Below are 22474 nucleotides of genomic sequence, written 5' to 3' on the forward strand. Positions count from 1 at the left end.
TATTGAGCTATCTTTCAACGCTTCTGCTAACCCTCATATAACCAAAGCTTAAACTAGTATTAGCGTGTTCTTGATTGTAGTCAAATATACTGAAAGCGCTATTTCGTATGCGTAAACAGTTTCATGAGTGTTTCTCGACGTAAGTTTTTGACGTTAGCTGGTGTATCTGCCGCTGGCGTGACGATGGTTTCTCCTTTAGAAGCCTTCTATGCAAGAGTTGCTAATGGTCAGGTTGCTAATGGTATTGGTTATGGTCCACTGTCACCCAAACTTCCTGAAAATGCGGCTGAGCTGCAAGGGTTCGTCTACCAAGGGATTGACTTTGGGACAACGCCCCTGTTAGACCTACCTCCTGGTTTCAACTACACTGCCATTTCAATCACAGGTCAGCCTATGAATGATGGTGGTAGAGTCCCCGCCCTTCACGATGGTATGGCTGCCTTCCCAGGAGCTAATAACACGACCATTCTGGTACGGAACCATGAGGTCGGTGCTCTGGGATCTAACCCAGCGGTTACGCCTGTTAGGTATGACCAGTTGGGAGGTGGCACAACAACACTAGTGATTGGTCCCGATCGCAGAGTGAGATCGCAATACGCTTCGCTTGGCGGTACGATTCGCAACTGTGCTGGTGGTCCTACTCCCTGGGGTTCCTGGGTGACTTGTGAAGAGAACTTTAGTGTAGGTCCGACAGGTCTTCGTCATGGTTACAACTTTGAAGTTCCTGCCAGCGCTGCAATCCAAGTTGCCAATCCCGTGCCTCTAAAAGCAATGGGTCGCTTTAACCATGAAGCAGTGGCAGTTGAGCCAGATACCGGCTGGGTTTATCAAACCGAAGACCGAGGTGATAGCTGTTTCTATCGCTTCACTCCTAACCAGAAGGGCAATCTACAGAGCGGCGGTGTGCTTGAAGCGCTCAAAATCACGGACAGCAGAGCTGCCAATGTTGAAGCTGCTACAGGTAGCGCCAATACCAGCACCGGCTATCTGGGTCTTAAAAACGTACCATTGTCTGTCACCTGGGTGAAGATCGATGACGTTGATCCGGTTGCAGATACCGTGCGGATAGAAGCGCGATCGAAAGGCGCAGCCCGCTTCTCTCGTGGAGAGGGAGCTTGGTATGGGAATGGCTTAGCCTACTTTGTCTGTAGCAATGGTGGCGATGCGAGAGTCGGACAGGTTTTTGCATACAAATCGAACCCCAATGACCCGACCACTGGAACCTTAACCTTGGTGGTAGAAGCGCTTGCCAATGGCGTTCTCGCGGCTCCTGACAACATTTGCGTGGCACCCTTCGGCGATCTCTTCCTTTGCGAAGACGGTAGCGGAACTGAATATGTTGTCGGTGTTAACAAGCAAGGTGAACTGTATCGCTTTGCAACTAATGTGCTTAACGACAGCGAGTTTGCTGGTTCCTGCTTCTCGCCTGATGGCAAGACCATGTTTGTGAATATCCAGACTCCTGGGATTACCCTGGCAATTTGGGGACCCTGGTCTCGGAAACGTGCTTAAGATTGCTTGAATGCTTGGGTGTTTTTGCCCTAGGCATCTTTAAAGCTCTGAGGGTTACTCCAATAACTGATTGGAGTAGCCCTTTTCTAAGGCGATGTTTCTACGTTTCAGCGATGTAGAGACTATCGGCAAGCCTGTCATTTAGATTACTGTTCTTTTACTGTTCTTTGAAATGTTGAAACTGTTTGCATTCGCTGGGAAGCAGCTTAGGCACGTTGGACGATCACCCGGTCTCTTCACCTTGCTACTAGCATCTGCCGCGATCGGTTCTCTAAATCATCCGCAGCCCGCTTTTTCTCAAACTAACTTTCTAACGGCACTTAAACCCGAAGATTTTATTTGTTACATGAAAATGAATGATGGGCGTGTGCTGAATCTCACGAATCTGTGCAGTGGTAAAAGCGAGACCGTCAGCGATTTCTCAACGACCGATCAGAGATTTCTTGATGAGTACCGATCGTTTTTAGGTAAGCGATCTGCCAAATTACCAGCCGTGCAAGCAGCTCTCTTGCAGGCGCAACAGAACCCTCAAGCCGTTTTGCAGCGTGCCCAAGCGGTTTGTACAGCGCTGAGAACGGGGCAACCCCAGCCAACTACAGCAGAGCCAGTCGGCGAGGATTTGTTCACAACCTTAGCTCCCGAATACTTCTGTCCTGAGCTGGATGATTGATTTTTTAGGGTAAACATTTGTTTGGCTTGCCTGACTAATTTTCCTTGTTTTCCCTTACAGGTGAGGCATCATTTGCCCGGATTTCTTGCACCTGACCCACGACGAAAACCAGTGTAAATGGTTGCTGCATCTCGCGCTCGACAAAGGCTTGCAGCAAAGACACTTGCCTGGGTGTAATCGGGTCTTGAGCGCGCACATTGAGGTACACTTCCGGTGGATTCATTGACCAATTGGTTTGAATCTTTAATAGCCCCAAGCGCTGAAAGGTCACGGTGCGGTTGAGCAGTGCTTGTTTCAAGCTCGTTTCAAGCTGCGCCTGCCGCACGAGACGAAAAAAACCAATGCCCAGCGGGACAACCAGTATGGCGGTTAATGCTAATGTCCAGAGCAATGCCCGATGAGCGCGTCGTAGCGAGGCATAGCCAGTGAACAAAAACGCGATCATGCAAGCCAGCGTGATGCCCAACAGGTTCGTCAGGTAGAGCAGCGTTGCCCCCCAACTCAGCGACCAGTTCCCCTGCGACAGCCCTAAGCCAATGACACAAATGGGCGGCATGAGGGCGACCGCGATCGCGGTTCCTGCCAAACTCCCCGAAATCTTGGGCTGCACTTTGGCATAGCCGCTGATGCCGCCTGCCACAATGGCAATACCCAAATCCAGCAGGGTCGGTGCTGAGCGGGCAAGCACTTCGCTGTCATAGCTGGGAATACCAACCAGTTTTCCGAGGCTAAACGCGATCGCAACTGCTAATAAAGTGCCAACGGTAATGGCAATCATGCCTTTGCGAAACAGAGGGATATCTCCCTGCAACGCACCGAAGGCAAGTCCTCGAATCGGCAGCATCAGCGGGGCAATAATCATGGCTCCAATAATCACAGCAGCACTGTTTGCCAGTAAGCCAAAGGTCGCGATCGCACAGGAACCGACGATTAAAGCTAGGTAGGACGAGTCCAGTGTGGCTTCTGTCAGCAAGTCTGCCTGAAGCTGCTGTAACTGGACTAGTTCTGCCTCTTTACGCCGAAAGTGCTGGAAGCGTTTACGCAGGTTGTTTAGCAAACTCTTTTCCTTCTCAGCTTTAAGTTCTCATTTGTCCTCAACATCCTACTTGCGATTCTAAGGGTCATCTAGAACTAGGGTCATGTAGAAATAGACTAAGGGTGAACGCAATTTCTCATGAAATATAGCGTTTTCGGCTCCTGTGAGGTACAAACTAAAGGCTCAAACCCTTGCTTTCTATTATTCTTCCTGTACTTCATCCAACAGAGAACCGCTATAATTCATCTTTGAACCTATGGTAGTTGAATCCTCATTGGGCGAAGTCGCGATCGAAGCCAATCTCAAGCAGTTTCTGCTGGTGCTCTCGGTTTCGTTAAGTGTGGCAACCTTGCCTCAAATTTTTAGCTGGTTTCGCCACATTCCTTATACGCTGCTGCTGGTGATTGTCGGACTAGGATTAGCGTTGGTAGACGTGCGCCTGGTCAACCTTTCACCGGGGTTGATTTTGTCTATTTTTCTACCGCCGCTGCTGTTTGAAGCGGCCTGGAATTTGCAGTGGTCAAAATTAAAACGCGATCTGCTGCCGATTTGCCTGTTTGCGATCGTAGGCGTACTGATCTCTATTGCTGGAGTAACGTTTGGGCTACACCAACTAGCAGGGTTATCGCTCACAACAGCGCTTCTAGTGGGGGCAAGCCTGTCTGCCACCGATCCTGTTTCTGTGACGGCTTTGTTTCGAGAACTAGGAGTGGGGAAGCGCCTATCTGTTTTGATGGAGGGAGAAAGTTTATTTAACGATGGTGTAGCCGTTGTTGCCTTTGGTTTTCTGGTCGCGTTTTCACTGGGCACGGGTGAACTGGCGGTTCAGCCGATTTTGCTTCAGTTTTTGCAGGTAGTCGGCATTGGCGTTGGCGTTGGTTGTTTGATCGGGTTTGGCATTTCTTACCTGACTCAACGCTTTGATTTACCTCTGGTTGAACAGTCTTTGACGCTGGTTTCGGCTTACGGAACCTACCTGATTACTGAAGATCTGGGTGGATCGGGCGTGATTGGGGTCGTCACAACAGGACTCATTCTCGGTAACTTTGGGTCTCGCATCGGCATGAATCCCCGGACTCGGATCATTGTCAGCGAATTTTGGGAGTTTCTGTCGTTTTTTGTTAACTCGATCGTGTTCTTACTGATTGGTGATCAAATCAGGTTTGCCATTTTGGGTGAGAATTTGGGCACGATCGCCATCACAGTTGGCGCAATGATTATGACACGGGCGATCGCCATCTATGGGTTGAGCTTTGTCAGCAATCGGGTTGCTCAATCAGACATTTCCACGCCAGACCAAACAATCTTATGGTGGGGTGGCTTGCGGGGTTCGGTTTCGATCGCGCTGGCGTTGAGTATGCCCGTGGTTTTACCAGAGCGAGAAGAAATCATTGCCACTGTGTTTGGCGTAGTTTTGTTCACGCTATTGGTGCAGGGCTTAACCATTCAGCCGCTCTTGAAGATATTGAATCTGTTGGGCGACCAGTCGCTACGCCAACGCTATTCAGAAGCACTTGCTCGTCAGACTGCCCTCCAACGAGTGATGCAATATCTAGAAAAGATCGAAACTCGTCCCGGCATTGACCCAGAGTTTTATCGGTATCAAACAGTGTTAGTACAAGGGGAGTTGACCTCCCTCCAAACAGAACTGGATCAACTTCTAGATGAACATCCCAATCTGCAAAACTTTGTTATGAGCCAAGTGCGATCTGAACTTCAAGCAGTTGAAGCAGAAACCTACGCTGAGTTTGTGCGGGCAGGGCAGCTTAACCAGGAACTTTCACCTTTTTTGCAACAACCAGCAGAAGGTGAAGATAAATAAGCGATGCGGAGAGTGATAACACTTGAACTGCTAGCGAACAGGAATCGGCTTTCTGTTTTCGGACAGGAAGCCATTTCCTTGACTTCAACGGGGGCTTGGGAAAAAGAGTACTGGACACCAGCTTTGACGCAGCAAATCTGCCGCAACACTAGAAACAAACCACTCCTGAAATTTACCGAGGGTTCCGGACGCGATCGCGATCGCGCTAATCTCATCCATTTGAGCCAACTCTAAAAGCTCAGTCAGCGCCGTTCCTCGATGAAACTCTGCTTCAACCTGTAAATTTGTAGCTTCTAAATCGGCTTTGACTTGAGATAGAGTTTCGCGCTCTTGCTGAGTGGGCAGACTCTCTATCACCCAGTAAAGCCTACAGCGTTCTAGAAAACGACCGGACTGTTTTTGAGCTAACTGCTTGACCTGTTGCACCAGAAAATGAGCGGCTTCACGGTTATCGTAAGGAATTAGCAAATAGCGCAATAGATGCTGACAGCGAAGGGTTAATTCCTCAGAAGTAAAGGCAGCAATTAACTGAGGACGAAGGATGAGGAGCGGAACACTTGTTTGGCGAGACAGATCAGCCATCACACTGCCGCTTAGCTTTTCAGTCAGGAAGCTGTGTGCCCGAGAACCCAGGATTATCAACTCGGATTGGTAGCTCTGAGCCACCTTGAGAATTGTCTCAACGGGTCGTCCCGATTTCACCTCTACTTTCACGTCTACCTCAGCAGGGCTGGTAACCAATGCTGCTGACAGTCGGGCCTGAGCTTGCTCTATTTGCTTAGGATCAATCTTGGGAACTGTTCTTGCTTCTGGTAAGGGGATAACGTGAAGAAAAACAATCTGCTTCATCCCTCCAGCCGCTAGGCTATCGACAAAATGGGTGAGGCGATGCAACCCATCTGTGAAATCTGTGCAGATTAAAATTTTTTCAAACATAGTTGAGTTGGGGATAGAAGTATCTAAAAAGGTGATCCGAAACTTACTCAATTAATCGACGATTCTACGGGCTGTTGCGGTGCCGACTTGACAAATGTAAGACGTAGAAACGGCGGTGCCAGAAAAGTTTTAAGATCACCCTGATCATAATAGCGGCTTACAAGGACTTACTGAGTGCGCCACTAGCAGAACCAATCCCTGCAAACACTCACCCACTTCACCGCGTGGAATCATGCCAATTATGATTCTAAAGGTAGCGAAAGGGTGAAAACAGCCCCTTGACCAGCTTTACTACTGGCTGTAATGCTGCCTCCATGCGCTTCAATAATGCGTCTGGCGATCGCCAGCCCCAGACCAACCCCACTGTGCTTACTAGAGTGGCTTGTGGTAAAAAACTGTTCAAAAATGCGAGGTAAATCGGTTTCAGGAATGCCACTCCCCTGGTCTCGAATTGAAATCAGAGCCTGTTGCTTGTGGCGAGAGGCAGCAATGAAGATACAAGAATTGGGGGTAGAGTACTTAATCGCATTGTCTAAGAGATTTAGAAACGCCTGTAATAAGCGTTCCGAATCGCCCATCACTCGAAGATCATCAACATCAACTTGCACAGTCACATTTTTAGCCTGCATGCGAACTTCCATGGCTCTGATCGCACGGCTAATGACACTGTGTAAGGCAATGGCTTGGATTTCTAATAGTGTGACGCCCGCTTCTAAGCGTCCCAAGTCCAGCAAATCATGAATCAAACCCGAAAGCCGTTTCGTCTCTTCGTTGATGGTTTGAAAAAAGCGATCGCGCAGCTCCAGCTCATCCACAGCACCCCGCTCCAGCGCCTCGATGGTGACCTGAACATTACTTACAGGGGTCCGCAGTTCATGGGAAACATTAGCGAGAAAAGCTCTGCGTTCCTCATCGAGTGATTTCAACCGTGCACTCATGCGATTCAGTTCCGTCGCGAGTTGGTCCAGTTCATTGCTTTGACGAATCGTAAGTCTGTCATCAAACTGGCCACCACCCACGCGAATCGCAAAGTTTCGCATCACCTCAATGGGTTTGGAGAGACTCCGGGCTAAGCGATCGCTGACCAAGGTACAGAGAACAATGGTCAGAACAAGAGCGGCTAAAATTGTCCAGATCACCCTGGAAAACTGTTTTTGAAACTGTTCTAACGTAATCGAGATACGCAATATTCCCAACAACTGACCATTGCGAGTCATCGGTTTGGCAATATAGATGCGATCGCTCGTTGATAAAACCCCTTTGGCAACGCCTTGCGTCGCACGACCGTTTAGTGCTTCTGAAACACCAGGTATCGGTAGCCAATTGGTGATTTGTCGATCTGTTTGAGGGTCAGAGGTGGCTAGCAACGAACCTTGGGCATCAAAGACGCGGAGTGTGATGTTGGCGGGTGCCCCATAGCGCCGCACAATAATCTGCACCCGTTGCGTATCTTTTGCTTCGAGGACATCTGTAACGCTCTCGCTCAGTGCCGTTGACCAGTTTTCTAAATCTGTCTGACGAGACTGCATGAAAAAGGCATAAAACGTCCATAGGATGTAACCCGACATGAGCGAGGTTCCTAAGACGATCAGGAGGAGGTAAGTAGACAAGAGCTTCATGTAGATGGAATTCCACCGAAGCGACGCTAACCATCTGCTCGTGAAGGAATCTTGGGAAAACAGTTTCATCGGTTCAAATAGGGCTGGGTTAATGGCGCGTCTGTTGCAAGTGATCCTAACCTGGCGCAACAGTTTTCATGGCTTGAGCCAACCGAGCCATCAGATCTTTGCATGATGTCTTAATCGCTTCAAACAGATTCCCCAGGATTGCGGCGCAGCAGAGCTTTTATCCGTGCGAGCAATTCACGTGTATTGAAGGGTTTGGTCACATAATCATCTGCCCCTGCCTCTAAGCCCCGCACTTTATCTGCGTCTTCGTCTTTAGCCGTTAGCATCAGAATAGGGACATTAGAAAAAGCTCGAATACGCCAACAAACTTCCATGCCATCAACTTCTGGCATCATTAGATCAAGCAGAATGACATCTGGTACTTGCTTGTGAAATTGCTTGATCGCGCTGTGTCCATCTGTTGCTGTAGTGACCTCGTAGCCTTCTTTTCGCAGTGAGTAAGCAAGACTTTCACAGAGTGGAGCTTCATTATCGACCAGCAAAACATGCGGCATTAGTATAACTAATTACATCTAAATTTCACTTTCACAGTCTCAAAAACAGGGTTCACCGACATCTACCTTGAGAGGTAAATTGTCTTGTTTTCACTCAGGTTTCGCTGCTTACAAACACCGAGCACAAAATAATTGGCAGACTCATAAGCGATCATGGGTTGAAATGATGCAGCCCTTGTCAAACCTGTGCCTTACATTGAAGCGATCGCTCATTTCCTTACAGCACAGCCTGCGAAATCACAACCACGTCTGAACAAGCTACCTACTCATATGTTGACTAACACAGCGGTCAAATAGATAGAAAATATGTGTTGCATTGCTTGCTCCAAACAGGATCAACATCAATCACAGACTGACCATTAACTCATTATTTATGATGGCTCAGATGATTTCTGACTGACTCATTCCTTACGCTTAGAATCTATCCACTTTCGCAATACCCAAAGGCTGATAATGGCTGCCAATCCCGATCCTAATGTGTCCATAATCATGTCAGTGACTGTATCATCAACGCTGCCAATCACATCGGTTGCCAAAATTTTACCTGCTAACCATTCAGCGATTTCCCACAACGCTCCGATCGCAATACCAAAGCTGGTGATCGTCACTAGATATAGGAGTGTGTGTTGACGAAAAATCGGCAGCATGGGTCCATACACAAAAAAGCTCAGAGCTAGTGTAATTGCAAACATGGTGAATCCATGAACCAGCTCGTCGTAAGGTCCAGGGGCGTAAAACCATCCCCACACCCACCCTCCGGCATTGAGTAAAGCGGCGAGGACAAACAAAAAATCAAACAGGGTTGGGAGTTTGTCATCTTTCACCACAAACACAAAAGAGACGATTAGAAAAAGCGCCAGGGCGATCGCATCGTGCCATTTGCCCTGAATAGCAGTGGCAAGAACAGCAATTCCAAGTAGCGTTTGCCCCATCCAGGCAGCAAAGCGGTACCCTTTCCAGTTGATAGACAGCATCTTTCCTCCTTGTATCAAGCTTGCCCGATCGCTTTTACGGCGGCTAGATGGCGCTCTTTGACATCCTGGCGATCTAACTCTTCGGGGATTCCTTCCTGGCTGCCGTGCTCAATCATGTTGGCATGACGCAACAGTGCGGCTCGGTCTGCTTTGGTATGGGTGAAAGGGGCAATGACGGCGACCGATTCTAGCAACCGCATCGTCACTGCTACGCTTGTTTGCCCATACTGCCGAATCTGATTAAAAGCAGCATCCGTCACATCTGCAAACGTCACGGGTGCTGCAATGACACGCAGCTGATCTTGGTCATCGTAACGATAGGCAGAGGGAATCTCTTTTTGTGCCAGGTGACAAAGCGCCGCGCTGAGTTGATCAATACAGCGAATGGCTGTGAATGGGTCGTTAATGCCGGGTGAGAGGGCACGGACTGCAATCTCAACCAGTTGGTTAATCGAAAACTCAACATCTTGCTGCTCGGTACGCTGCGAACCCAAGACAAAGGCATCGTTGATTTGTTTAACCAACTTTTTGCTACCCGATTCTGCGGGGTAAGCAAGTACTAGTGGACTTCCTTGAATCACAAAGTCTCCAGGACGACGCTGAAGCTGAAGCAGGATATTAGTCTCTGTGGCAATTTGCATTAACTGGTCTGTATCAATTGCTTGCACATAGTTACTGCTAGTCGCTTGTATGGCAGTTGCCTCGCGATCGAAATTGGCTGGAATATCTGAGGGGAGCGGTTCTGCTCGATGCGCCGATGCGCCGCGTCCCATCTGTTTAGGAAAGAGCCGATCAATCACTTCATCTAGCTCACATCCCACCTTAGAAATGACATGATCAACTTGAATGGAGGTAGCAGAATGGTGAATAAAGTAGATTAAAACGCCAATACTGGCGATCGCCATCCCAATTCCGCAGGTGACTGCAATATGCGGCACAAACTCATTCTCGTCAACACCATTGATAGTTCGCAGCACCATCAGGCTGTAAACAAAGGTGGAGATGAAGGTTCCGAGTACAATTTGGTTGCCGGTATCTTGCATAAAGTTACGCAGCAGCCGCGGACCAAATTGCGAAGACGCAAGCTGAAGGGCAACAATTGTGATGGAAAAAGCAGTGGTGGCAACGCTCACCATGGAACCGGCAATTGCAGAAAGAATGGCGCGTGAGCCGTTAGGACCGAGAGAATAAGCCCAGCCCAAGTCTCCAATGATATCGGTTTCTTGCCTCTGGTCGATCGCAATGGTGATAAACGACAGCCCGATCGCCAGTATGACCATGAGGGTTGGCACAAACCAGAAACTGGAATGTAGGGAGTCCCATAGTTTGCTCAACTTTGCGTATTTCATCGATCATTCTGAGCTGAATTGTGATTTGTTGAAGATCCATTACTCACTCCATCGCGTTGAGATTGAATCTCAGCGAGCTGTCTAAGGGCATGGCTGATGTTGTGCGGCTTTGGAACTTCGCTTTTTCCGGCGGGCCAACCTTCGCGTTGACGAGTGCGATCGCCATCCGTTGCTTCAGTCTGATCATGAAAGAGAATTTGCTGTGTCGGGAAGGGTAAATCGATGCCATTTGCCGTCAGCTTGTTTTTAATGTTAGTCAACACCCGGTCTTGCATGTCTAGCACATCGGCACGACGAGGGGGCTGCACCCACCAGCGAGCGCGAATATTCACAGTGCTGCCTGCTAATTCAACCACGATCGCATCCGGAGCAGGCGTTTCCAAAATCCCATCTGTTTCATGGATTGCCTCTAGAATAAACTGTCTTGCTTCGTTGATGTCATCACCGTAACCAATGCCAATGTCGTACTCTAGACGGCGCTTGTCAAACGCAGTATTGACCGTAACAGAATTGGTAAACAGCTCAGAATTTGGGATGACAATCCGCCGCCCATCATAGGTTTTAATCGTCGTTGCCCGGGTTTGAATATTTTCTACAGTCCCTTCAAAATCTTTAAACACGATTTGATCATCGATTTGAAAGGGTTCAGTTAACAGAATTAAAATACCCGCTAGAAAGTTTTGTAAAATATCTCGAAACGCAAAGCCGATCGCTACACTACTGATTCCAAGTAGCTGCACAAGATCACTGGCTTTAAGCGATGGAATCACGATTGACAGCGCAATAAACAAGCCTACTAATATAGTTATTCCTTGTGCCAACCGCCCCAGCACCAGTCCCAAGTTGCGAGCTTGACGGCGATCGCGCGTTAAATTTCTCACTACTTTTTTAATTGCTCTAGCAACGAAGAAAAAGATCGCAAAAACAATCAATGCCAACACCATATTGGGCAACAAAAAGATGACGCCATTCAGCATTGCCTGCATCTTGTTTAAGAGAGTTGATAGTTCTTCACTCATTACCTGACCGTCATAGAAAACATTTGTACACTAATGGAAATTAGGCACACTAACTTCTCTCTAAGGTTGTTAATGCTCCTGTCTTAGGCTCTGAATCTCGGTTCGCAGGGCTGCAATCTCGGTTCGCAGGGCATCGATCGATTTTGCGCCAACAATTTCTGCTTCGTCATCGTCAGCATCTTGTCCGATAAAAAATGTGGCTAACGTCGCTGTTACATAGCCAAATACAGCAAACGCATACAGCGCCAGCAGAAAGCAAAGAATGCGACCTTCTGCCGTTTTAGGAAAGTAGTCTGATCCCATTGTGGTCATCAGCATTGCTGTCCACCAAAGCGCAGTGCTGTAGCTATCAAATCCGGGCGAACCTGGAGCATCTTGCTCAAACGCATACATCCCCGCCGCCCCCACCAGTGTGATGATTGCTGTTGTCATCACCACATAGCCAAAGCCACGCCGCGCAAAGTTTCCTGCGAGCGATCGCATACTGCGATTGGTGCGCGTCATCACCCGCAACAGCCGTAAGCCGCGAACGGCTCGCGTAGTTCGTAAAACCCGCAACACACGCGCAAACCGCAACATGCGCAAGGCGGGTAAAAGCAGTGAAATGGCTGTAATCCAGTTTGTTTTAAGATAAGCAGCCTTTCGGGGCGCAAGCGCTAGTCTAAGCATAAATTCCAGAACAAACACGCCCCAAATGACGAGGCTAAGGGCATCTAAAAGAGGAGTCAGTCCCCAAGTCAGTTCCACCACAAATAGACCGAGCCAAGCAAAACTCAACACGAGCATTGGCAATTCCAGCCAATCTTCTAGCTGCTGCAAGATTTGCTGTTGCTCGTATTCTATTGCTTGCTTTTCGGATCGATCCAAGGGTTTCATCACGCTAATTGAATGTCATGGTTCAGGAGGGGTTTCTAGCACAATCATGTTGACCAGGGGCATCGCCTTAAAACCTTGGGCTTACAGATGAGCTTGAATCGCTTGAGTCACAGGCTTTTGCAGTCTCTACAACAGTTTTTCCACATCCCTGCGGCACTTGTACCAAAAGCGATCGCACTGGCTTTTACTCACCTTTCAACAAAAGCGTTTTGCAATTCTTGAACATCAAGCTGTTAGCGCATTAAACCTGAGCCGATCAGTGAATTAACGATGCAGCCATTCAAACACGCTCAGAGCAGTAACAGCACCCACAAAGTGGGCCGCAATGCCGCCCATGTTTGCCATTGCCACCATGATATCGATTGATCGAATCACACGAGTTGGGTCGTAAATAGCAACACCTTGAGGCTGAGCGATCGTTTTGGAGAGCAGTACCCCTAACGTCGCACCTCCACCTAAGATTGTCAGCAGCATTCCCACAAAGCCAACGATCGCGCTTAAACGTAGCACGTTCATGACCTCCAATTTTGTAGGATGTTTCATGGTATCTGCATGGCGCAACCGTTTGGCAAATTGTGTTTGACGAAAGGCAAAGTAAATCCCCACCAACAGCGCCAGAATGCCACAGACTGCCCAAAAGATGCCAATGCCAATGCCTGGAGTGAAACCCCGGTTAAGGTTCACGCCAATACCAGGAGCCACACCCGGTGGAAGTGCTGCCGCCTGACTGAAATTTCGACCCGCGATCGCAAACATAACCATCAACAAGGCAATTGCGCCAAAGCCAATTTGGGCAGAGAGTCCAATCCACCCAGTCAGGCGCAAAACATTGCCGATCTTTTCGAGTTTTGACTCTAGTGATTGCTTTTCAACTATTTCCACAAAAGCTCTCTCAATAAGACTAACGACCCACTACATATTGAGATGCTGATTGGTCTGAGATCGGCACAGTTTTACCTTGGCTGACAAGTGCCTGATGAATTAATGCCGCGACTTCACCGCGAGTTGCGGGTCGGGTTGGGTTCAACACTCGTTGATCGGGATAATTGACAACAATTCCGGCTGCGGTTGTTGCAGCAACATCATCCACTGCATACTGAGGAATCTGTGCGGCATCTTGATAGTAGTCGCTCACCACTAGAGAGACTGGGCGCTGCGAAGTGTTGCTGCTCGCTGGAGCAGAATTGGCAGCGGCAGTTGCCCTGGCTGGAGTTGCCATTAACGGCTGCATCAGTGTAGTCATAGCGAGGGGAAATATAAGCGGTCTGTTGGCACGCCGACGAGAGACAGGCTGCACCCGGGCAGGTGTTGCTGCCGCTGCTACAGATTTGTCAACAGCGGTTGTAGTCGTTGGTAAATTCAAGTTCTGAGCCAGCGACACGAGCACTTCGACTCTGCTAACAGGTTGATTCGGACGAAACTCTCCACCGGGATAGCCTTTCATAAATCCCATTTCATATGCTTCCTGTATGGCGGGAGCAGCCCAATAGCCTTGGGGAACATCTGTGTAAACGCTGCCGCTGGCAATTTCTCGTTCCGCAGGTTGAGAAAAGGCTTGCTGCAAAATTGAAGCAAATTCATCGCGAGCGACTGGCTGTTCAGGGCGGAAGGTATTGTCAGGATAGCCTGTGACAATATCGCGTTCTGCCAGATTATGAATGAAAGGTTGCGCCCAATAATTTTGTGTATCAGGAAAGCTCGTATTTTCAGGTGAAGCCGCTAGTGCTGGAGTCAAAGTGGTAGCAAGATAAGGTGCAATTGCGCCCGCCGCAAGTCCTAAAGTGACCAGTGTTACGCCTAACGTCGAGGTGTAACAATAACGAAGTTTCATTACTGTTCTCCTAAATTTGTCATTTCATCCAAACCCTAATCATTAATAGGATTGAAGTCGTGTACCTTTTGAGCCAGATAAGTCATTAAACAGTTGATATATTTACTTTTTATATTGATATCCCTCATGAGATAGAGCGCGATGTATTGCTTGCGGTAGAAATTCTTTAAACTAAGCTGAATCAAAATTGGCAGGAATCAGAAGGTTGATAAGGTGTTGATTGAGCAGCTTTTCTTTTCCACTCAGCCAAAGGCATAATTTTGACGTTAGGACGCTGGATTGGATTGCTTTCGCTAGTGATTTCGCTCTATGTGCTGTGGCAAATTCGAGCGATCGCGCTGCTGTTCTTCATGGCGATTATCTTTGCTGTTGGGCTGAACCGAGTTGTACGTCGATTTCAAAAATCTAAGCTTAAACGAATCGTTGCGATCGGGCTAACAATCGCGATCTTCATCGTAGTTTTAGGACTGCTTTTGGCTTTAGTGGCTACCCGGATCACTGAGCAATTTGACCAACTGGTCGAACTGATTCCAGGTGCGATCGCACAAGTTGCAAATCTCAACTACTGGTTGCAGGAGCAGATTCCAGGTCGGATGATTAAAAATCTTCCTAACTTGAACGATTTGAGTCTTCAGCTTCAGCAAGTAGCAAACTGGACGATTATTCATTTCTATCAAGCTTTCTCTAATTCTCTATCTCTCTTGCTCAATGGTTTATTGCTAACTGTATTGACGCTGATGTTACTGGTAAATCCAAAGCAGTATCGCAATTTGTTGATTCAAGGATTTCCCGCGTTCTATCGCAACCGCGCGGATAGAATTCTCTCGAAGTGCGAGGTTGGTTTAATTGATTATCTGGGTGGAATTGCCCTGAGCATGGCTTTCATTGGCATTACCTCAACCGTAGGTTTGCTAGTGCTACAGGTTCCCTTACCGTTTGTGAATGGGTTCATTGCAGGCATATCGGCATTCGTTCCCTACCTTGGGGCGCTCGCCAGTGTTGTTCCACCCGCTCTACTGGCTTTGTTGGATTCTCCTTGGAAAGCGATCGAAGTCTTGCTACTGTATTTTTTAATCCAGCAGGTTGAAGGCAATCTGATTACGCCCATCATCATGAAGCAGCGGCTGTCTCTTCTACCCGCAACAACACTGGCTTTACTGACTGCCTTTGGCACGTTCTTTGGTGTTTTAGGATTGTTTTTAGGATTACCAATTTTAGTAGTTGCACAAATCTGGCTCAGGGAAGTGTGGGTAAAAGATGTTTTAGACCAATGGACAGTTCCTCAAGCAATAACTTCCAGCCAATCTGCACCACATGAGCGTTAGCTTTTCAGCCGTATTGAAAGCACTGCCTCAGATGAATACTTTAGTGCCTTGACACCTCAAAACGAAATCGGCATCATCTAGCTACGATCGCCTTAGCAGCATTAGATCGCTTACTTCAACAGATTAATTTGAATGGAAGATTCCTTACCCATTACAGTTCTCATAAGCACAGCCGTAGGGGTTGGTATCGGTGCTCAGGTTTTAGCCCGATGGCTTCAAATCCCCGGCATTGTGTTGCTGCTGCTCTTTGGTATCATTTTAGGCTCTAGTGGCTTAGGGTTGCTGGAGCCGTCGCTTTTGGGTAGTGGCTTAGAAGTCATTGTTTCTCTAGCGATCGCCTTGATTCTCTTTGAGGGTGGGCTAAACTTGCAGATTCGCGATCTGAGCAGCGTTTCAGTTAGCCTTCGCAATCTGGTGACGGTTGGGGTGCTAGTTACATTTTCGGGTGGAGCGATCGCTGCCCATGCGTTAAACCAGTTTCCTTGGGCGATCGCCCTTCTCTACGCCTCGTTAGTGGTAGTAACGGGTCCAACTGTTGTAACTCCCTTGCTGAAACTCGTTGGGGTTGAACAGCGAGTCGCCACCCTCCTAGAGGGTGAGGGCATTCTGATTGATCCCCTGGGGGCAATCGTGGCGGTGTTTACCCTCACGATCGTATTAAGTCAGCATGAGGTGCCCTTGGTTTTGGTTGGAACGGCAATACCCTTGCTGTTGCTGAAAGGATTAGGGCTGAGGCTAGGGATTGGCACCGCGATCGGGTTAGTTGGAGGCGGCTTGCTAAGTCTGTTGCTGAGACAATCTAAATCGTTGCCGCAAGAATTGAAAAATTTAGTCGTACTTGCGGCAGTGTGGGGAGCGTTCAGTCTGGCACAAGCGCTGCGAAGCGAGTCAGGTTTATTGGTCGCTGTGCTGATGGGTGTGATCCTGCGCGCAGCTGCCATTCCCGAAGAACGCTTGATCCGGCAGTTTAATGAACAGTTGGGGATTCTGGCAAATTCGGTGCTGTTTATTTTATTAGCGGCTGATTTGTCGATCGCTCGCATCCTCGATTTAGGTTGGGGAGGTGTCCTGACGGTGTTGACACTGATGCTCATCGTGCGCCCCATCAACATTCTGCTATCAACCTGGAATCAGAGCTTTAGCTGGAAACAGCAGTTCTTTTTGTCCTGGATTGCTCCTCGTGGCATTGTCGCTGCATCCATGGCATCCTTATTTGCACTTTCCCTCACAAAAGCAGGCATCGCAGGGGGTGAGGCAATGAAAGCGCTCGTTTTTCTCACCATCCTAATGACAGTATTAATTCAAGGACTCACAGCAGGCTGGATTGCCCGCTGTCTGGGGTTGCAGACGACGCAGGTCAGAACCGTTATTGTAGGCAATACTCAGTTGGGTCAACTGCTAGTCCGACTACTTCAACAGAAAGGAGAAACAGTGGCGTTGATTGACCTCAACGCTAGCGATGCTAAGCCAGTTCAGCTCGATGACATTCCTGTAATCAGCCAATACTTAGATCTAGAGGAACTAGAGGCAGAAGGGAGCGCATCATTGAGCACATTTTTGGCGCTGACTAACAATCCAGAACTAAACGGTATCTTGGCGCAACGGGCTTTAGAATTATTCCGCCCCGATAAAGTAGCCACCTTATCTCAGCCCCCATTAAATCGTGGAGATCACCCCAGTTTTGCTACAACGGGCATTAAGATTGCTTTTGCAGCTCAAGTTTCTCTGGATCGGTGGAATCAGTCTCTCACCAAGAAGGACGTGGAGCTGTTCGAGGTGGTATTGCAGTCAGAGGGCTTTGCCGCACAGCAAGCTGAATTACAAGCCTGCATCGCCGCCGGTGATTTGCTACCGCTTTTGCGAAATCGAGCCGATCAGTTACAAATTATGCTTGCTAATGAACCCTGGCACATGGGCGATCTCATCACTTTTTTGCTGGATAAAGCCTCATCTGCCAAAATACCGACGTTGAGCCAGAGCCACTCGACTCTCTTGCCTCTACCAGATCAAGCACTCTCAGAGACAGTTTTGCTGCAACCAACGTGATTATTTAGGATAAGCAATGCGCTGATGGTGAAACTGCTGCCAGACCTGCACAAAAATGTGGGAGATTTGCGAAAGTTCTTGTCTGCTTCAATCCTACTTCCCACCTGCTGATATGCCAATGATAAATAACTCAGCACCAATGCTCGATTGACATTATCTTGTTGGACTTGATAGGTGGTGGCTGCCCTTTGCCAATGAGTGATTGCTTGAGTGAACTGCCCCGACTGGTAGTACGATCGACCGTGCTGCACAAGCTGTACTGCATCAAGCGGGGTGCGACGCTTGCCAGTGAAGCTGATTTAGGGTCCTCTAACGTTAGGGCTAGGAGCAGAGATAGGCAGATACCGAGTATCATCTGCACTAGAAATGATTGTTGATTCAATATCATTCCACCTTCATGACTTAGCCTAGACTACGACAAAAAGTTGACAATCATCATCGTCTCTCGGCGGAATATACCTTTATTGAGGAGTTATGCAAAGAACCCCACCCTTGAGAGTCTTTTAACTGTAATAAAGCAGTTAGCCCATCATCGTCACGATCGCCTTGATCAATTCATCCGGTTCAACAGGCTTGGATATGTGCGCTTGAAATCCGACTGCTAACGCTTGTTGCTGATTCATTTCCCCAGCATAGGCGGTGAGGGCGATCGCAGGCAAAGCTGCTGGCTGGGCAAGCATCGGAGCCTGGCTGCCTGGTTCACTGGCAGTTTTAGAAATCTGGCGCATTAGCTCATAACCATCCATCTCTGGCATGCCGATATCACTCAGGAGTAGATCGAAGGAGGTGGTTGAGAGCTGTTGCAGAGCCTCGATCGCTGAATTGACAGCCGTCACTTCGGCTCCCGCTTGTTCTACGACAAATGCCACAAACTCGCGAGAATCAAGTTCATCATCGACGACTAGCACCCGTAGATTTGCCAAAGGAGGAGTGTCAGATTGAACTAAAATCGGGTCGGTCATGGCCTCAACTGGATTCACAGTCTGCAAGAAAGGCAGTTCAACGGTGAACGTTGCTCCCTGTCCTTCACCCAGGCTCTCAACCCAAATGCTGCCGCCGTGCAGTTCTACAATCTGACGTGCGATCGCCAGTCCCAGACCCAAACCGCCAAACTTGCGGGTGGTGGCTCCGTCCTCTTGCCGGAAATGCTCAAAAACATAGGGTAGAAACTCTGACCGGATGCCTTTGCCTGTATCGCTCACTTGCAGTTGAGCCTGATGATTGACGTGCGTGAGCCGAACTTCAACCCTGCCCCCCGTCGGTGTAAATTTCACGGCATTCGAGAGAAGGTTCCACACAACCTGTTGGAGTCGTCCCGCATCCCCCAAAACCTGTCCCACATTGGGTTCAATATGGACTTCAATGCTGATACTTTTCACCTCTGCTGCCAGCCGCACGGTTTCGATCGCGGACGAAATGACAAACGCCAAACTTACCGAAGCCACGTTGAGTGCCAGTTTTCCCTGCATAATGCGGGAAATATCAAGCAGGTCATCGATGAGCTGAGACTGAAGTTTGGCGTTGCGCTCGATCGTGGCCAAGGCTCCAGCCGTTCTAGCGGAATCTAACTTGCCGCCGCGTAACAACTTTGCCCAGCCCAAGATGGGATTGAGCGGCGAGCGTAGTTCATGGGACAGGACGGCCAAAAATTCATCTTTAATCCGGTTGGCGCGATCGGCTGCTGCTCGTGCAGCTTGTTCACGGGCAAGAAGTTGTTCCCGTTCTACCTCAATACGCTTCTGCTCAGTAATATTGAGCACAGTGCCGACAAAACGTTGGGGGTGGTCAGCCGCATCAAAGTAAACCTGCCCTCTGGCCGCAATCCACTGTTCAATCCCATCCTGAATTCCAATCGTGCGATATTCTGTGTCGTATTTGCCGCCGCTAGCGGGGTTCAAAGTCCATTGCACCACCTGCTCTAATCGTTCGCGATCATCGGGGTGCAGTCCTATGAAAAAGACCTCAATGCTGCTCTCAGCTTCAGGTGGTAAGCCAAACAAGGCTTTGCAACCCTCGTCCCAAATCAAGTGATTGGTGCTGAGATCCCAGTCCCACGTGCCTAATTGAGCAGCTTCGATCGCCATGCGAAGGCGGTTTTCACTGTCGCGCAGGGCTGCGTCCGTCTGGCGCTGTTCAATCAAGTCAGCCGCTTGACGAGCCAGCAAATCGAGAAACCGCAACTCGCGCTCACTGGGTCGGTGATGATCACGCCACTGAGTTGAAACCATGCCGATGATTTTGCCTGATCGGGTAATCAGTGGGGTGGATTGCCCAGAGCGGTAGCCCGCCTCCGTAAGCATTTGCCCCGATCCGTCAGGGTTCTCGCTCTCCGGCACATCGAAGTCAACGAAGCTGCGCTTGCCATTTTTTAGGGCAACGCCGCAGGGCGTGTTAGAACTTTCATTCATCCGATAGAAATGCTTGAGCATCGTCGGCTCAAAGCCCTGCGCGATAAGCAACACCAGCTCTTGCGTCGCTTCATCAAGAATTTGCACCGTTCCAGCATCTGCTCGGGTGAGCGCGATCGCGGCAGATACAACTCCCTGGTACAGCGTATGAATATCGTCTTCGGTCACGAGCCGTGCACCCAGTTGGTGGAGGAGTTGCATATCTTGCAAGTCTGCCGTGATCACTGCCTCAGCGCGGGCGCGTTCGACTGCCGCCCAAGTGCGCTCAGCGATTTCTTCTGCCAGAGCGACTTCTTCTGGTTTCCAAACTCGCGGCTCTGTGATGTGGACTGCCAAGCCAGCAACAAACTCGCCGTTCTTAACTAAAGGGATACTGATATGGGCCCCAATTTGAAGCGCTGCGTACGCTGACCGTTGAGTTGGGGACAGGTTAGGGTCGGATTCCACATCTGACACAGAAACCGTACGACTATCGCAGCTTGCTGCAAACAGCTTTGGTCCGAACGAATCAATCGGGTAACTGCCAGTAAGGGCTGCGGCTCCATTGACGTAATCGTGCTCAACGACGTAATTATTGCCACGCACCTCGAAGTAAGCCACACGATTCGCACCGAGATATTCGCCTAGCAGACGGCTTGCCATTGCCTGCATCTCTATTGGGTCAATTAGTGGCCGAAGCGCGTCAGTCAGAGAGACACGAAAAGCATTGGCTTCAGCGGTTCGCTGCGCCATTTCTTCTGCTTGTTTGCGATCGCTAATGTCTTTGAACACGATCGCCACTTTTCGATCCTCTGGCTCCCCTGTGCAGCAGGCATACACATCAAACCAGCGATTGAGCGTGGCGGAGCTATTTTCAAACCGAATGGACTCGCCCGTCAGCGCCACTCGACCATAAATTTCAATCCAGTGTTCTTCAAAATTCAACTGACGCGCTGTTTTACCAACGGCTTTTTGTAATCCGGTTTGTTGCTCAAAGATGGGGTTGACTTCCAGGATGCGATAGTCGATCGGCGTGTCGTGGGCATCCAGCAAGACTTGAATCACACAAAAGCCTTCATCGATCGACTCAAACAGCGTCCGATAGCGTTCTTCAGATTGGCGCAGGGCGATTTCTGCTTGAATCTGTTCAGTCACATTTCTGAAATAGATCGTGATGCCATCGGTAGCTGGGTAGGAGCGCACTTCATACCAGCGATCGTGATCGGGGTAGAACGCCGTGAGTGACTCAGCAACGCGATCACGCATCACACGTCGATACATTTGTTCAAATTCACTACCATCCAGACCTGGAAATTCTTCCCAAAAAACTTTTCCCGTCAGACTCCCGGACGCACACCCTAGCAATGCTTCAGCAGTTGAATTCACATAGGTAAATTGCCAGCTCTGATTCAAGGCAAGGAAGGCATCACTAATGCTCTCTAGAATACTCCGGCTCTGCTCCTCGTTTTCCCGCAAGGCTTGTTCTGTCTGCTTACGAGCGCTAACATCTCGTGAAACAACCAGCAACTGCTTCGGCTTGCCCAAAACATCCAAAATCGGGGTCAAAACCACGTCCCACCATTTCGGTGTTCCCTTCAAGGTGGGGCAATATCCACTGAATTGACCTGTTCCACCTGCCTGCGCCGTTTTTACAGCCTGGGCAGCATTCGCTTGATCGGCGTCTCGCCAAAACTGAATCCAAGCGGTGCCAACCAATGGAGTACAGTCTTCAACCTCCATCAAACAGCGTCCTGGACCGTTCAGTGAGAGGACATAGCCGTCGAGATCCAGAACTTTAATGCAGTCAGCACTACTCTCAAACACACTGTGATTGAACGCTTCGCTCTCTTGCAAGGATTGCTCAGCCTGCACTTTTAATCCAGCCATCTGACGCAGATGCATACTCTGCAACGCTGCTGCCGCGAACCCTGCAAGACTTGTCGCTAACCGTAGATCTTCACGGTCAAACTGTTGCTGTTCCGTGTGAGAAAACAGCCAAAGGATACCGAGTGGTTGATCGTTGACGCAGATTGGAATCAGCAATCCCTCAACGATGGGAAACTGTAGCTGATACAGGTATGTAAAATAACGTTCGGGATAGGAGTAGAGTTGTGGATGCCCGCAGCGAGTCGCCGTGCCACAAAGACTAAAGTTGCTTGGCGTAGTGGTTTGTTCCCAGGACTCTAAGGCACCTGCGATCGCCACCCAGCGAAACACGGAGGAGCCATCCGCTAAAGTCTCTAACAAGCTGACTCCAACCGTGTCGGCTTGGTACAGATCTCTGGCAATCTGCACCAGGGTTTTGAGCCTCGACTGTGGCTCGTCCGTCAGTTGTTGAGCAAGCGAGGCAAAGGCTTGATTTTCAGCCGCTAAGTCCGGCTGCCTTGCCGGACGCTCCTCCAGGGCAGGCGTGATCAGCACATCGGCTTCAGTCAGTACCGGAGGGCAGTTTTGAGGTAAACCTTGCTCTGAGACAAAGTGACTTGGAGAGCGATCAGTCATAGAGTCT

Annotated in this window: 16 protein-coding genes; 5 read left to right on the top strand and 11 right to left on the bottom strand. The window is 49.2% G+C overall.

All coding sequences use genetic code 11. From position 1 onward, the window contains the following. Nucleotides 1-123: 123 nt before the first annotated feature. Together JOY44_RS21835 and JOY44_RS21840 are read left to right on the top strand one after the other, a co-directional pair. A complete protein-coding gene (locus JOY44_RS21835; protein WP_171575592.1) occupies nucleotides 124-1512 on the top strand; it encodes an alkaline phosphatase PhoX in 1389 nt (462 codons plus the stop codon). Nucleotides 1513-1753: 241 nt separating this feature from the next. Then, complete coding sequence (locus JOY44_RS21840) at nucleotides 1754-2182, top strand: hypothetical protein (protein ID WP_171575593.1); 429 nt, start codon at nucleotides 1754-1756, stop codon at nucleotides 2180-2182. Nucleotides 2183-2216: 34 nt separating this feature from the next. Here JOY44_RS21840 and JOY44_RS21845 read toward each other — a convergent pair whose 3' ends face one another. Then, nucleotides 2217-3239, bottom strand: coding sequence for a DUF389 domain-containing protein (locus JOY44_RS21845; RefSeq protein ID WP_171575594.1), 1023 nt, complete (start codon nucleotides 3237-3239; stop codon nucleotides 2217-2219). Nucleotides 3240-3474: 235 nt separating this feature from the next. Here JOY44_RS21845 and JOY44_RS21850 point away from each other — a divergent pair, with 235 nt between their 5' ends. Further along, nucleotides 3475-5040 carry a Na+/H+ antiporter gene (locus JOY44_RS21850; protein WP_171575595.1) on the top strand — a complete coding sequence of 522 codons (1566 nt, stop codon included), beginning with the start codon at nucleotides 3475-3477 and terminating at the stop codon, nucleotides 5038-5040. Nucleotides 5041-5124: 84 nt separating this feature from the next. On the opposite strand, the gene JOY44_RS21855 is transcribed toward JOY44_RS21850, so the two are convergent. The 9 genes from JOY44_RS21855 to JOY44_RS21895 all read right to left on the bottom strand — a co-directional run bounded on the left by JOY44_RS21855 (nucleotide 5125) and on the right by JOY44_RS21895 (nucleotide 14207). Then, complete coding sequence (locus JOY44_RS21855; RefSeq protein WP_171575596.1) at nucleotides 5125-5976, bottom strand: universal stress protein; 852 nt, start codon at nucleotides 5974-5976, stop codon at nucleotides 5125-5127. A gap of 239 nt (nucleotides 5977-6215) precedes the next feature. After that, nucleotides 6216-7544 carry a sensor histidine kinase gene (locus JOY44_RS21860; RefSeq protein ID WP_171576189.1) on the bottom strand — a complete coding sequence of 443 codons (1329 nt, stop codon included), beginning with the start codon at nucleotides 7542-7544 and terminating at the stop codon, nucleotides 6216-6218. A 239-nt stretch (nucleotides 7545-7783) separates the two neighbouring features. Then, nucleotides 7784-8158: a response regulator transcription factor gene (locus tag JOY44_RS21865; RefSeq protein WP_171575597.1), complete on the bottom strand. Its 375-nt coding sequence runs from the start codon at nucleotides 8156-8158 to the stop codon at nucleotides 7784-7786. A 401-nt stretch (nucleotides 8159-8559) separates the two neighbouring features. Further along, nucleotides 8560-9132 (bottom strand): hypothetical protein, encoded by a 573-nt coding sequence (locus JOY44_RS21870; RefSeq protein WP_171575598.1) that lies wholly within the window; start codon nucleotides 9130-9132, stop codon nucleotides 8560-8562. A gap of 14 nt (nucleotides 9133-9146) precedes the next feature. Further along, nucleotides 9147-10481 carry a DUF2254 domain-containing protein gene (locus tag JOY44_RS21875; protein WP_171575599.1) on the bottom strand — a complete coding sequence of 445 codons (1335 nt, stop codon included), beginning with the start codon at nucleotides 10479-10481 and terminating at the stop codon, nucleotides 9147-9149. After that, nucleotides 10478-11500 (bottom strand): mechanosensitive ion channel family protein, encoded by a 1023-nt coding sequence (locus JOY44_RS21880; protein WP_171575600.1) that lies wholly within the window; start codon nucleotides 11498-11500, stop codon nucleotides 10478-10480. Before JOY44_RS21880 ends, JOY44_RS21875 begins: the two co-directional genes overlap by 4 nt. 69 nt (nucleotides 11501-11569) lie before the next feature. Further along, nucleotides 11570-12367, bottom strand: a complete 798-nt coding sequence (locus JOY44_RS21885; protein ID WP_197985655.1) for an ion transporter — start codon at nucleotides 12365-12367, stop codon at nucleotides 11570-11572. 273 nt (nucleotides 12368-12640) lie between these two features. Further along, nucleotides 12641-13258: a DUF3611 family protein gene (locus JOY44_RS21890; RefSeq protein WP_171575602.1), complete on the bottom strand. Its 618-nt coding sequence runs from the start codon at nucleotides 13256-13258 to the stop codon at nucleotides 12641-12643. Between the two features lie 19 nt (nucleotides 13259-13277). Next, nucleotides 13278-14207: an S-layer homology domain-containing protein gene (locus JOY44_RS21895; RefSeq protein ID WP_171575603.1), complete on the bottom strand. Its 930-nt coding sequence runs from the start codon at nucleotides 14205-14207 to the stop codon at nucleotides 13278-13280. A gap of 260 nt (nucleotides 14208-14467) precedes the next feature. On the opposite strand from JOY44_RS21895, the gene JOY44_RS21900 reads away from it, so the two are divergent. Together JOY44_RS21900 and JOY44_RS21905 are read left to right on the top strand one after the other, a co-directional pair. Further along, entirely contained in the window at nucleotides 14468-15532 is a 1065-nt protein-coding gene (locus JOY44_RS21900) for an AI-2E family transporter (RefSeq protein WP_171575604.1), read from the top strand. A 132-nt stretch (nucleotides 15533-15664) separates the two neighbouring features. Then, the gene (locus JOY44_RS21905; RefSeq protein WP_171575605.1) at nucleotides 15665-17578 is read left to right on the top strand and encodes a cation:proton antiporter; all 1914 of its coding nucleotides are present in this window, start codon (nucleotides 15665-15667) and stop codon (nucleotides 17576-17578) included. Between the two features lie 521 nt (nucleotides 17579-18099). On the opposite strand, the gene JOY44_RS21910 is transcribed toward JOY44_RS21905, so the two are convergent. Next, a complete protein-coding gene (locus JOY44_RS21910) occupies nucleotides 18100-22467 on the bottom strand; it encodes a GAF domain-containing protein (RefSeq protein WP_197985656.1) in 4368 nt (1455 codons plus the stop codon). Nucleotides 22468-22474: the final 7 nt, after the last annotated feature.

This window comes from Leptolyngbya sp. Cla-17 (assembly GCF_016807185.1).
Classification (GTDB): Bacteria; Cyanobacteriota; Cyanobacteriia; order Leptolyngbyales; family Leptolyngbyaceae; genus ULC077BIN1.